Here is a 13,077-nt window from a genome sequence, read left to right on the forward strand (position 1 = left end):
CATTTAGTTCGCACGGTCGTTCCCCGCGGGCGTCACCTCAGCGGCACAGCGCGGTGTCGAGCACCTGGTCGACCTTCTCGAAGCCCTTCCGCGTGGGCGGCTGATTGGCGGTGACGACGACGGTGGCGGCGCGCCCGTCGTCGGTCACGCCGGGGACGGAGTGGTAGCCGGGGGTGTCACCGCCGTGGCCCCAGCGCAGGCCGCCGCAGCTCAGCGGGGTGCTGGTGAGGCCAAGGCCGAACCGGGTGCGGGCCTCGCGGTCCGGGCCCTTGGGGCCCTTGACGGTCTTGCGCATCTGGGCGAGCTGGGCGGGCTTCAGGAGGTCGCCGCCGATGAGGGCGGAGTAGAAGCGGTTCAGATCGCCGGGGGTGGAGACGAGCTGGCCCGCGGACCACATCCAGGAGGGGTCGAGCTTCGTGATGTCCGCCAGCGGCGCCCCGGGCCTGGCCGCGTGGTAGCCGCGGGGGTGGGCTTCGCGGATGCCCTCGTCGCCGACGCCGGGGAAGTACGTGTGGCGCAGCCCGGCACGGTCGATGACCCGCTGGGTGATCTGCTCGGCGAGCGGGCGCCGGGTGACCTTCTCGATGAGCAGCCCGGCGACGAGGTAGTTGGTGTTGCTGTACGCGATGTCCTTCCCCGGGGCGAACCGGGCCTTGTGGGCCAGCGCCACGTCGAGCAGGTCGCGGGGCTGGTAGTAGGTGTGCCGGGCCTTTCCGAAGACGTCCTTCAGCATGTAGTCGGTGTAGCTGGGCAGCCCGCTGGTGTGCTGGAGCAGCTGGCGGACGGTGATCTCGCGGCCGTCGATGCCCTTGCCGCGTATCAGGTCGGGCAGGTACTTCTCGACGGGGGCGTCGAGGCGGACCTTGCCCTCGCCGACGAGCTGCAGGACGACGGTGGCGACGAACGTCTTGGTGTTGCTGCCCGCGCGCACCTGCCCGTCGACGGGCACCTTCGACTTCGTCCTCAGGTCGCCGAATCCGGCGGTGTAGTCGCGCGTGCGCCCGTCGCGGCCGACCGTCGCGGCCAGGGCGGCGGGGAACCTGGCGTCGGTCACCAGGCGCTCCACGCCCTTGCGCACGGCGTCATTCGGGCCGTGGGACGGCGTGGCGGACGCCCGCGCCGCGGACGACTGCGCCCCGGACGCCCGCGCCCCGGACGGCTGCGCCGCCGCCGACGGCAGCGTGCCCGCCACGGCCAGACCCGCGGCCATCACCGCCACCGCCGCGGCCACCCGCCGCGACCGGGACCGGGACGTCGTACGAACACGCTGGAGCTGCTGCGGGCGAGCGGACATGGGTGAACTCCTTTGGTGAAAGCGCTGGTTAACGTGATGGTTAACGCGGTGGACCGGGGCTCCCGGCCGGATTCCAGATCATCACGGCGAGGAACCGGGCAGCGTCCCGACAGCGGATGACCCGGACCTGGGCCCCCGGTCCTCCTCGGGCCCGCGGCCGGGACCGTGATCCCAGGGCTCCCAGGGCTCTGGGCGCTTTTAGGCCACACGCGGGCGGCGCGGCAGACTGGAACCATGCCCCAGGCCCCCCGTCCACCGCGCCGACCTCGCGGTCTGCGTCCGCCGCGCGCGCCGCGCGCCCCGCGCAGCCTCGCCGGTCAGCTGTTCGCGATGCAGGTGGTCCTGGTGGCGGTCGTGGTCGCCGGGTGCGCGCTGTTCACGTACCTCAGTGACCGGCACCAGGCGGAGGAGGCGGCGCGGCGCCAGGCCACGGCGGCGGCGCGCGCGGTCGCCGACGCGCCGTCGGTGCGGGACGCGATCCTCGGCGACGACCCGTCCCGCAGGCTCCAGCCGTACGCCTCGCGGGTGCAGCGGCACACCGGCGTCGCCTTCGTCACGATCATGGACACCGACGGCATCCGCTGGACCCACCCCGACCCGGACCGCATCGGTGAGCGCTTTCTCGGCCACACCGCTCAGGCGCTGCGCGGGCAGACCTTCACCGAGACGTACACGGGCACGCTCGGCTCGTCCGTCCGCGTGGTCACGCCCGTCCACGACGGCGGGCGCATCGTCGGGCTCGTCAGCGCGGGCATCACGATCGAGGAGATCAGCGCCAAGGCGCGCGGCCAGCTGCTCGCGCTGCTCGGCGTCGCGGCGGCCGCCCTCGTCCTCGGCGCGGTGGGCACGTACGTCATCAACGCGCGCCTGCGGCGCAGCACCCACGGCATGAACGCGGCCGAGCTCAGCCGCATGCACGACTACCACGAGGCCGCCCTGCACGCCGTGCGCGAGGGGCTGCTGATGCTCGACGGGCAGCGGCGCGTTGCCCTCGTCAACGACGCCGCGCGCGAGCTGCTCGGCACGGACGACGGCGTCGTCGGCCGGAACGTCACCGACCTCGGGCTGCCCGCGCCGCTCACCGGGGCGCTGCTCGACGCGCGGCCCCGGGTCGACGAGGTGCACCTCACGGCGGACCGGGTCCTCGTCGTCAACACCTCGCCGGTGTCCGGCGGCGACCGCAAGGGCACCGTCGTGACCCTGCGCGACCACACCGAGCTGCAGGCCCTCGCCGGTGAGCTGACCTCCGAGCGCGGCTTCACCCGCGCCCTGCGCTCCCAGGCCCACGAGGCCGCGAACCGCCTGCACACCGTGGTGTCCCTGATCGAGCTCGGCCGCGCCGACGAGGCCGTCGAGTTCGCCACGGCGGAGCTGGAGCTGGCGCAGGCCCTCACCGACCGGGTCGTCGCCGCCGTCAGCGAACCGGTCCTCGCCGCGCTGCTCCTGGGGAAGGCCGCGCAGGCCAACGAGCACGGCGTGGAGCTGGTCGTCTCGGGCGACACCAGCGTCGACGACGGCAGGCTCCCGGCGGCCCTGCCCCCGCGCGACCTGGTCACCATCCTCGGCAACCTCATCGACAACGCCGTCGACGCGGCCCAGGGCTCCCCGTCCGCCCGCGTCACGGTGACGGTGCGGGCGGAGGGCGCCGCCCTGCTGCTGCGCGTCGAGGACACCGGGCCCGGCGTGCCGCCCGCCCACCGGGACGCCGTCTTCACCCGCGGCTGGTCCACGAAGTCCCCCGACGGCAGGGGCCTCGGCCTGGCCCTCGCGCACCAGGCGGCGACGCGCAACGGCGGCACACTGACCCTGGCGGACCGGGCCGAGGGCGGCGCGCGCTTCACGGCGCGGCTGCCGCTCACCGCCACGACCGGCGGAAAGGCCAGCGGATGAGCCAGCGGAGCAGTCAGCGGGGCCCGATCAGGGTCCTCGTCGTCGAGGACGACCCCGTCGCCGCCGACGCCCACGTCCTGTACGTCAACCGGGTGCCCGGTTTCGAGGCGGCCGCCACGGCCCACACCGCCGCCCAGGCCCGCCGGACCCTCGACCGCGCCCCCATCGACCTGATCCTGCTCGACCTCCACCTGCCCGACGGGCACGGGCTCGCCCTCGCCCGCTCCCTGCGCGCCGCGGGCCACAAGGCCGACGTCATCGCCGTGACCTCGGCCCGGGACCTGGCGGTCGTGCGCGAAGGGGTGTCGCTCGGCGTCGTCCAGTACGTCCTGAAGCCGTTCACGTTCGCCACCCTCAGGGACCGGCTCACCCGCTACGCGGAGTTCCGGGCCGCGGCGGGCGAGGCCTCGGGGCAGGACGAGGTGGACCGCGCGCTCGCGGCGCTGCGGGCGCCCGCCCCGGCGACGCTGCCCAAGGGGCTGAGCGGGCCGACGCTCGAGCGGGTCACCCGGACGCTGCGGGACGTCGCTCCCTCGGGGCTCACCGCGGCGGCCGCCGCCGACACCACGGGGCTGTCCCGGATCACCGCGCGGCGGTATCTGGAGCACCTCGTCGCCACGGGGCGTGCCACGCGGGCCCCGCAGTACGGGCAGGTGGGCCGGCCGGAACTGGTCTACCACTGGCGTCCTGCGGACTAGCCCTCGCGGGTGCGCCCCAGGCCCGCCCCTTCCCGCTCCGGGTGCGGCTGCCCCCGTTCCCCCGCTCAAAGACAATTGGCGCTTCGCGCCTCGTCCTCAAACGCCGGACGGGCTGGAATTCCCGCACCCGGGCTTGGAATTCCCGCACCCGGGAGATCAAGCCCGGGCCGGAACGATCCAGCCCGTCCGGCGTTTGAGGACGAGGCTGAAGGCCGATGCTTTTCGGGGGCGCGCCACCCGCAGGGCCATTGACCTTGGTCATAGCAACCGCTTACGTTCACCCGCAGCAGCCGCGCGCGGCAGCGCAGCCGTGCCGGACCGTAGGAGGTCGTGCCCGTGCGCCCCACCGCCCCCGCCCCCCGGCTCCTCGCAGCGACAGCCGTCCTCGCCGCCTCCGCCCTCACCGCCTGCGGCGGCGGCTCCGGCGACGACCCGGACACCGTGAAGGTGTCGTACAAGCAGTCCATGGACAACAAGATCCGGGTCATGGACACCTATCTGGAGTCCGTGAAGAAGCAGTTCGAGAAGGCCAACCCGGGCAAGAAGGTGAAGCTGGTGCCGATCAAGGCGCCGGACGCCGAGTACTACACGAAGGTGCAGCAGATGCTGCGCTCCCCCAAGACCGCGCCCGACCTCGTGTACGAGGACACCTTCCTCATCAACTCCGACATCACCAGCGGGTATCTGAAGCCCCTGGACCCGTATCTGGAGAAGTGGAAGGAGTGGCCGAAGTTCATCGACACGGCCAAGGCCGCGGCGCGCGGCGAGGACGGCAAGACCTACGGCGTGCCGGACGGCACGGACACGCGCGGCCTGTGGTTCAGCAAGGACATCTTCAAGAAGGCGGGGCTGCCCGCGAACTGGCAGCCCAAGACCTGGGCCGACATCCTGGACGCGGCCCGCACGGTGAAGGAGAAGGTGCCGGACGTCGTCCCGCTGAACGTGTACACGGGCAAACCCGGCGGTGAGACGTCCGCGATGCAGGGCATGGAGATGCTGCTGTACGGCACGGGCAAGGACCCCCTGTACGACGCGAAGGCGAAGAAGTGGGTCGTGGGCGGGCAGGGCTTCAAGGACTCGCTGAAGTTCGTGGAGACGGTCTACGAAGAGAAGCTCGGGCCTGACGTCGAGGACGCGCTCGACCCGAACATGGCCACGCGCGTGCGCGGCGAGTTCCTGCCGAAGGGCAAGCTCGCCATCAACCTCGACGGCTCCTGGCTGCCGCAGGACTGGCTGGAGGGCTCCGGCCACGAGTGGCCCGACTGGTCCAAGGAGCTGGGCCTCGCGTACATGCCGACGAAGGACGGCCAGGCGCCCGGCAAGGTCAGCATGTCCGGCGGCTGGACCTGGGCGGTCCCCGCGAAGGCGGGCAACCCCGACCTCGCCTTCAAGTTCATCGAGACGATGCAGACCAAAGAGAACGCCAAGAAGTGGTACATCGCCAACTCCGGGATCTCCGTGCGCAAGGACGTCGCTAAGGACCCCTCGTACGTGACGGCGCAGCCCGGCATCGCGTTCTTCACGGACCTGGTCGCCGCCACCCACTACCGGCCCGCCTACCCCGCGTATCCGAAGGTCTCCACGGCGATGCAGGAGGCCATGGAGAAGGTCACCACCGGTGACGGCTCGGTGGACGAGGCGGCGAAGGAGTACGACGAGGAGGTCAAGTCGGTGACGGACGGCGAGGTGATCGAGAGGTGAAGGACCCGCGGGGCCGCGGGCGCCTCGCGCGCTCGCTGGTCCGGGCCCTGCCCGTGTCGCCCGCCGTCGTCCTGATGCTGCTCTTCCTGGCGGGCCCCATCGGCTACTGCGCGTACATCGCGTTCACCGACCTCCAGCTGACGGGCCAGGCGCACGAGAGCTTCGTCGGCTTCGAGAACTTCCGCACGGCCTTCGGCGACGAGGACTTCGTCAACGCGGTCTGGCTGACGCTCGTCTTCACGTTCCTGTCGTCGATCGTCGGGCAGAACACGCTCGGGCTCGCCCTGGCGACGCTGATGCGGCGGGCCTCGAAGCCGGTGCGCACGATCACGGGGGCGGTCGTCATCGCGGCCTGGGTCATCCCCGAGGTCGTGGCGGGCTTCCTGCTGTACGCGTTCTTCCGCCGCGACGGCACGCTCAACGCGATCCTCGACACCCTGCATCTGCCGTCCCAGAACTGGCTGTTCACGCTGCCGATCCTCGCCGTGTCGTTCGCGAACATGTGGCGCGGCACGGCCTTCTCGATGCTGGTGTACTCGGCGGCCCTCAGCGAGATCCCCCAGGAGGTCAACGAGGCCGCCGAGGTGGACGGCGCGGGCGGCTGGCGCCGGATGTGGCACATCACGCTGCCGATGATCCGCCGCTCCATCGGCACGAACCTGATGCTCAACACGCTGCAGACGCTCTCGGTCTTCGGCCTGATCTGGGTGATGACGCGCGGCGGCCCGGGAAACCGCAGCCAGACGCTGCCGCTGTTCATGTACGAACAGGCCTTCCAGAAGAGCATGATCGGCTACGGCACCGCGGTGGCCCTGCTCCTGCTCCTCGTGGGCTCCCTGTTCTCGCTCGTCTATATGCGTCTGCTGCGCACGGAGGTCTGAGTGTCACGACGCCGCTCCCGAAGCCGCGCGCTCGCCGCCAACCTGGGCCTGCTGACACTGGCGGCGGCGTTCGCGCTGCCGCTCGCCTGGGTCCTGCTGTCCGCGCTCGACCCGAAGGCCGACGTCGGCATGAAGGCCCCGGACGGCCTGACCCTCGACAACTTCGACGCCGTCCTCACCGACGAGATCACCTTCACGCCGATGCTCAACAGCCTGCTGCTGTGCGGCGGCGGCACGCTCCTGACGGTGGTGGGCGCGGCCCTCGCCGCCTACCCCCTGTCCCGCTACCCCTCGCGTCTGAACCGCCCGTTCATGCTCACCATCCTGTTCGCGACGAGCCTGCCCATCACCGCGATCATGGTGCCGGTGTACGCGCTGTTCGTGCGCGTCGACCTCATCGACACGGTGCAGGGCACGATCTTCTTCTTCGCCGCGTCCCAACTGCCGTTCGCCATCTGGCTGATGAAGAACTTCATGGACGGAGTGCCCAAGGAGCTGGAGGAGGCCGCCTGGACCGACGGCGCGTCCCCGCTCCAGTCCCTCGTGCGCATCGTCCTGCCCCTGATGGGGCCGGGCGTCGCCGTCGTGACGGTCTTCTCCTTCGTCCTGATGTGGGGCAACTTCTTCGTGCCGTTCATGCTGCTGCTCTCCCCCGACAAGATGCCCGCGGCGGTTAGCATCAACGACTTCTTCGGCAGCAAAGGCGCCATCGTCTACGGCCAGTTGGCGGCGTTCTCCATGATCTACTCAACGCCGGTGATCCTCCTGTACGTCCTGATCGCGCGGCGTCTGGGCGGCGGCTTCGCTTTGGGCGGCGCCGTCAAGGGCTGAGCCTGTCTTCCCCACCCACCCGCCCTTCCATCGCGCTAGCGCGCTCGTCCTCAAACGCCGGACGGGCTGGATCGTTCCGGCCTGGGCTTGATCTCCCGGGTGCGGGAATTCCAAGCCCGGGTGCGGGAATTTCAGCCCGTCCGGCGTTTGAGGACGAGGTGCGAAGCGCCGAAAAGCTTTGAGCGGGGGAACGGGGGCAGCCGCACCCGGAGTGGGAAGGGGCGCCCGCGCGCGGAGCGCGCTAATGGACACAGCGGGGCGCCCCGCGAGGGCGCGCGCCGGCGCACGGCACGGCGCCCCGCCAGATGTGCGTTCGCACGAGATGCCACCTCGTGCGAACGCACCGTAGGTCCCCACCCCCGCACCCCCCTACCGTGTGCCCCGTGCGACCGAGCCAGCCCACCCCGCCCTTCGACTTCCCCGCCGCGCGCAGGCTGCGCGAGGCGCTGGGCATGGAGCCAGGACACGTCGCGTACGGCATGCGGGCGGGCTACGGGCTCAGCCACATCACGCCGGACACCATCGCGGCCTGGGAGCGGGGCCTAGCAACGCCGGACGCGGCCGAGCTGGCGGCGCTCGCGGCGACCCTGTGGTGCTCGCCCGGCGATCTGATGGGCGCGGCCACGACGCTGCGGGAGCACCGCCTCGCGCGCGGGCTCGCCCCGGAGGACGTGGCGCGCGGCGCGGGCGTGGAGCTCCAGGCGTATCTGCGGATGGAGGAGACCGGCCAGTGGCGCGGCAGCGACCGGCAGTCCGCCGCGCTCGCCCGGACGCTGCGCCTGACCCTGCCGGACTTCGTCCGGGTCACCGGGCGCGCGGAGGAGCTCGCCGAGCTGCTGCGCGGCGCGGCGACGACGCGCTGGCAGGGCCATGTCCGGCCGGTCAGCAAGCTGCTCGGCGTCGACAAGCGCGCCGTCGAGGGCCCGCTGCGCCGACTGCACGAGGACTACCAGTCGCGGATGGTGCGCACCCTCAGCTGGGGCGGCGGCGCGAGCGCCGACGCCTCGGGCCACGCGGGCCGGGACTTCCTGGACCGCGTCCTCGACCACTTCTGGCCGCTGCTGCCCGAGGCGGGCGCCTGACTCCTGGGGGCCGACCGGGGGCTGGCTGCCCGGGGGGGGGCTGACCGGGGGTCTAGAAGACCGACTCGGCCTCGTCCATGCGGTCCTTGGGGACCGTCTTCAGTTCCGTGACCGCCTCGGCGAGCGGCACCATCTCGATGTCCGTGCCGCGCAGCGCGGTCATGCGGCCGTAGTCGCCGCGGTGGACGGCCTCCACGGCGTGCCAGCCGAAGCGGGTGGCGAGGACGCGGTCGTACGCGGTGGGCGTGCCGCCGCGCTGGACGTGGCCGAGGATGACCGGCTTGGCCTCCTTGCCGAGCCGCTTCTCCAGCTCGTACGCGAGGGCCGTGCCGATGCCCTGGAAGCGCTCGTGGCCGAACTGGTCGATGGCGCCCTTGCCGTAGTCCATGGTCCCTTCGGCGGGGTGCGCGCCCTCGGCGACACAGATCACGGCGAACTTCTTGCCGCGCGCGAACCGCTCCTCGACGAGCTTGACCAGGTCGGCCGGGTCGAAGGCCCGCTCGGGCAGGCAGATGCCGTGGGCGCCGCCCGCCATGCCGGACTCCAGGGCGATCCAGCCCGCGTGCCGCCCCATGACCTCGACGACCATCACGCGCTGGTGGGACTCGGCGGTGGTCTTCAGGCGGTCCATGGCCTCGGTGGCGACGCCGACGGCGGTGTCGAAGCCGAAGGTGCGGTCCGTGGAGGAGATGTCGTTGTCGATGGTCTTGGGCACGCCGACGACGGGCACCCCGGCCTCGTGGAGCATCTTCGCCGCGGTCAGCGTGCCCTCGCCGCCGATCGGGATGAGCGCGTCGAAGCCGCTCTTCTCGATGAGCTCCTTGGCGTTGTGGCAGGCGGCGCGGAAGCGGGCGCGCTCCAGGCGCGAGGAGCCGAGGATCGTTCCGCCACGGGCCAGGATGCCGCTGACGGCGTTCAGGTCCAGGGTGCGGTAGCGCCCGTCAAGGAGGCCCGCGTACCCGTCCTCGAAGCCGATGACCTCGTCGCCGTAGTTGGTGACCGCTCGGTGCACGACCGACCGGATCACTGCGTTGAGGCCCGGGCAGTCGCCGCCCGCGGTGAGAATTCCGATACGCATCGCGCTGTGTCTCCTGCTCGCTGTTGTTACTTGTGAGCCGGTCCGATTGTTCCACGGCCCCGGGAGGGCCGCCGCCCATCGTCCGGCCTGCGGCTTAGCCAGCCACAGAGGTATTGTCAAGAGGGCACAACCAACAATATCGGGTGTTTTTCCGGCGCTGCCGGAGCTGCCCTCCCCCTCCTGACCAGCGAATCCACGCCGGCGAAGGCACAGAAGAAACGGAGAGCACGCGTGACGCGCAGCGTGTACGTGACCGGGATCGACCGGGGCGACGGCCGTCAGGTCGTCGAGCTGGGAGTCATGGAACTCCTGACCCGCCAGGTCGACCGCGTGGGTGTCTTCCGCCCGCTCGTCCACGACGGACCCGACCGCCTCTTCGACCTGCTGCGCGCGCGGTACCGGCTGTCCCAGGACCCGGCGACCGTGTACGGCATGGACTACCACGAGGCGTCCGCGCTCCAGGCCGAGCAGGGCACCGACGAGCTGGTCTCCCGGCTCGTCGACCGCTTCCACGAGGTGGCGCGCGCCTATGACGTGGTCCTGGTGCTCGGCACGGACTTCGCCGCCACGCAGCTGCCGGACGAGCTGGCCCTCAACGCGCGGCTCGCGAACGAGTTCGGCGCCTCCGTGCTCGCCGTGGTCGGCGGCAAGAACCAGACCGCCGAGTCGGTGCGCGCCGAGACCCGCAATGCCTACCGCGCCTACGACAGCCTGGGCTGCGACGTCCTCGCGGTGGTCACCAACCGCGTCGCCCCCGCCGACCGCGCCGAGATCCACGAGCGCCTGGAGGCCCGGCTCCCGGTCCCCTGCTACGTCCTGCCCGACGAGCCCGCCCTGTCCGCGCCGACGGTCGCGCAGATCACGCACGCCCTCGGCGGCGAGGTCCTCCTCGGCGACGACTCGGGGCTCGCCCGGGACACGCTCGACTTCGTCTTCGGCGGCGCGATGCTGCCGAAGGTCCTGAACGCCCTGACCCCGGGCTGCATGGTCGTCACGCCCGGCGACCGCGCCGACATCGTCGTGGGCGCGCTCGCCGCCCACAGCGCGGGCACCCCGCCGATCGCGGGCGTCCTGCTCACCCTGAACGAGCGGCCGGGCCCGGAGATCCTGCGTCTCGCGGACCGCCTCGCGCCCGGCACCCCGGTCATCGCGGTGTCCGGCGGCTCCTTCCCGACGGCGGCCGAGCTGTTCGCCCTGGAGGGCAAGCTGAACGCGGCCACGCCCCGCAAGGCGGAGACGGCGCTCGGCCTGTTCGAGCGGTACATCGACACCGCCGACCTGCTCAAGCGGCTCTCGGTGTCCGGCAGCGACCGCGTCACGCCGATGATGTTCGAGCACAAGCTCCTGGAGCGGGCGCGCGCCGACCGCCGCCGCGTCGTCCTGCCCGAGGGCACCGAGGAGCGCGTCCTGCGCGCCGCCGACGTGCTCCTCCGGCGCGGCGTGTGCGACCTGACGCTGCTCGGCCCCGAGGAGACCATCCGCAAGAAGGCCGCCGACCTCGGCGTCGACCTCGCGGACTCCCAGATACTCGACCCGCAGAAGTCCGACCTCCGCCAGGGCTTCGCCGAGGAGTACGCGCGCCTGCGCGCCCACAAGGGCGTCACGGTGGAGCTCGCGTACGACGTCGTGGCCGACGTGAACTACTTCGGCACCCTGATGGTGCAGCGCGGCCTCGCCGACGGCATGGTGTCCGGGTCCGTGCACTCCACCGCCGCGACGATCCGCCCCGCCTTCGAGATCATCAAGACGAAGCCGGACGCGTCGATCGTGTCGTCGGTCTTCTTCATGTGCCTGGCCGACAAGGTCCTGGTGTACGGCGACTGCGCGGTCAACCCCGACCCGAACGCCACGCAGCTCGCGGACATCGCCGTCCAGTCGGCGGGCACGGCCGCGCAGTTCGGCGTCGAGCCGCGCATCGCGATGCTGTCGTACTCCACCGGCACCTCAGGGTCCGGCGCCGATGTCGACAAGGTCCGCGAGGCCACCGAGCTGGTCCGCGGCCAGCGCCCGGACCTGAAGATCGAGGGCCCGATCCAGTACGACGCGGCCGTCGAGCCGTCGGTCGCGGCCACCAAGCTGCCGGGCTCCGACGTCGCGGGCCAGGCCAGCGTGCTGATCTTCCCCGACCTGAACACCGGCAACAACACCTACAAGGCCGTGCAGCGCTCGGCCGGCGCGATCGCCGTCGGCCCGGTGCTCCAGGGCCTGCGCAAGCCCGTCAACGACCTGTCCCGGGGCGCGCTCGTCCAGGACATCGTCAACACCGTCGCCATCACGGCGATCCAGTCCCAGTCCCCCACGTCCCAGACCTCCACGCCCCAGTCCCCCACCGAGAAGGCCCCCCACCAGTGAGCTCCCGCGTCCTCGTCCTCAACTCCGGCTCCTCGTCGCTGAAGTACCAGCTGCTCGACATGGCGGACAGCAGCCGTCTGGCCGTGGGCCTCGTCGAGCGCATCGGCGAGGAGACGTCCCGGCTCAAGCACACCCCGCTGACGGGCGGCGGCGCCGAGCGCGAGCGCATCGGCCCGATCGCCGACCACGAGGCCGCCCTGAAGGCCGTCGCCGAGGAGCTGGCCGCGGACGGCCTCGGCCTCGACTCGCCCGAGCTGGCCGCGATCGGCCACCGGGTCGTGCACGGGGGCCTGAAGTTCACCGAGCCCACGGTCATCGACGACGCCGTGCTCGCCGAGATCGAGCGCCTGGTGCCGGTGGCCCCGCTGCACAACCCCGCCAACATCACGGGCATCCGCACCGCCCAGGCGCTGCGGCCCGACCTGCCCCAGGTCGCCGTCTTCGACACCGCCTTCCACACGACGATGCCGGAGTCGGCCGCGCGCTACGCGCTCGACGTCGAGACGGCCGACGCGCACCGCGTGCGCCGGTACGGCTTCCACGGCACCTCGCACGCGTACGTGTCCCGGGCCACCGCGGAGCTGCTCGGCAAGGCGCCCGAGGACGTGAACGTCATCGTGCTCCACCTCGGCAACGGCGCGTCCGCCTCCGCCGTGCGCGGCGGCCGCTGCGTGGACACCTCCATGGGGCTCACGCCGCTGGAAGGCCTGGTGATGGGCACGCGCTCCGGAGATCTGGACCCGGCGGTGATCTTCCACCTGGCGCGCGTCGGCGGTCTTTCCATCGACGAAATCGACACGCTCCTCAACAAGAAGAGCGGCCTTATCGGCCTGTGCGGCGACAACGACATGCGGGAGATCCGCCGCCGCATCGACGAGGGCGACGAACAGGCCCGGCTCGCCTTCGACATCTACATTCACCGGCTGAAGAAGTACATCGGCGCCTATTACGCGGTTCTCGGCCGGGTGGACGCCATCGCCTTCACGGCGGGCGTCGGCGAGAACGCGGCACCGGTGCGCGAGGCCGCCGTGGCGGGCCTCGAGGAGCTGGGCCTCGCGGTGGACGGCGACCTCAACGCGGTGCGCGGCGACGAGCCGCGGCTGATCTCCCCCGAGTACGCCCGGGTGAAGGTCGCGGTCGTGCCGACCGACGAAGAACTGGAAATCGCCACGCAGACTTATGCGCTGGCAGGAAAGAACAGCTGAGCACCCCACCGCCCATTTGTATCTTCCGCCAGACGGAATATTCCGCAGCGAAACAAACCGATAGG

At 71.7% G+C, this 13,077-nt stretch carries 10 protein-coding genes; 8 read left to right on the forward strand and 2 right to left on the reverse strand.

What is annotated here, in order from left to right; genetic code table 11:
• Positions 1–37: 37 nt before the first annotated feature.
• Positions 38–1,294, reverse strand: coding sequence for a serine hydrolase domain-containing protein (locus AC07A4_RS38845; RefSeq protein ID WP_478608607.1), 1,257 nt, complete (start codon positions 1,292–1,294; stop codon positions 38–40).
• A gap of 273 nt (positions 1,295–1,567) precedes the next feature.
• Here AC07A4_RS38845 and AC07A4_RS38850 point away from each other — a divergent pair, with 273 nt between their 5' ends.
• The 6 genes from AC07A4_RS38850 (at position 1,568) to AC07A4_RS38875 (ending at position 8,377) form a co-directional block, all read left to right on the forward strand.
• Positions 1,568–3,184 (forward strand): sensor histidine kinase, encoded by a 1,617-nt coding sequence (locus AC07A4_RS38850; protein WP_478608742.1) that lies wholly within the window; start codon positions 1,568–1,570, stop codon positions 3,182–3,184.
• On the forward strand, positions 3,181–3,882 hold the full coding sequence (locus AC07A4_RS38855) for a response regulator (RefSeq protein ID WP_478608610.1): 702 nt from the start codon (positions 3,181–3,183) through the stop codon (positions 3,880–3,882). The genes AC07A4_RS38850 and AC07A4_RS38855 overlap by 4 nt, the downstream gene beginning before the upstream one ends.
• 330 nt (positions 3,883–4,212) lie before the next feature.
• The gene (locus AC07A4_RS38860) at positions 4,213–5,583 is read left to right on the forward strand and encodes an extracellular solute-binding protein (protein ID WP_478608613.1); all 1,371 of its coding nucleotides are present in this window, start codon (positions 4,213–4,215) and stop codon (positions 5,581–5,583) included.
• Between the two features lie 74 nt (positions 5,584–5,657).
• Complete coding sequence (locus AC07A4_RS38865; protein WP_478608744.1) at positions 5,658–6,464, forward strand: carbohydrate ABC transporter permease; 807 nt, start codon at positions 5,658–5,660, stop codon at positions 6,462–6,464.
• Positions 6,465–7,295 (forward strand): carbohydrate ABC transporter permease, encoded by an 831-nt coding sequence (locus AC07A4_RS38870; protein ID WP_478608616.1) that lies wholly within the window; start codon positions 6,465–6,467, stop codon positions 7,293–7,295.
• Positions 7,296–7,747: 452 nt separating this feature from the next.
• Entirely contained in the window at positions 7,748–8,377 is a 630-nt protein-coding gene (locus AC07A4_RS38875; protein ID WP_478608746.1) for a helix-turn-helix domain-containing protein, read from the forward strand.
• A 52-nt stretch (positions 8,378–8,429) separates the two neighbouring features.
• Here the strand turns inward: AC07A4_RS38875 and AC07A4_RS38880 are convergent, their stop codons facing one another.
• Positions 8,430–9,455: an ATP-dependent 6-phosphofructokinase gene (locus AC07A4_RS38880; RefSeq protein ID WP_478608618.1), complete on the reverse strand. Its 1,026-nt coding sequence runs from the start codon at positions 9,453–9,455 to the stop codon at positions 8,430–8,432.
• A 231-nt stretch (positions 9,456–9,686) separates the two neighbouring features.
• Here AC07A4_RS38880 and pta point away from each other — a divergent pair, with 231 nt between their 5' ends.
• The gene (pta, locus tag AC07A4_RS38885; RefSeq protein ID WP_478608620.1) at positions 9,687–11,807 is read left to right on the forward strand and encodes a phosphate acetyltransferase; all 2,121 of its coding nucleotides are present in this window, start codon (positions 9,687–9,689) and stop codon (positions 11,805–11,807) included.
• Positions 11,804–13,012 (forward strand): acetate kinase, encoded by a 1,209-nt coding sequence (locus AC07A4_RS38890; protein WP_478608622.1) that lies wholly within the window; start codon positions 11,804–11,806, stop codon positions 13,010–13,012. Before pta ends, AC07A4_RS38890 begins: the two co-directional genes overlap by 4 nt.
• Positions 13,013–13,077 lie beyond the last annotated feature (65 nt).

The sequence above is a fragment of the Streptomyces sp. NPDC043996 genome, assembly GCF_056435225.1.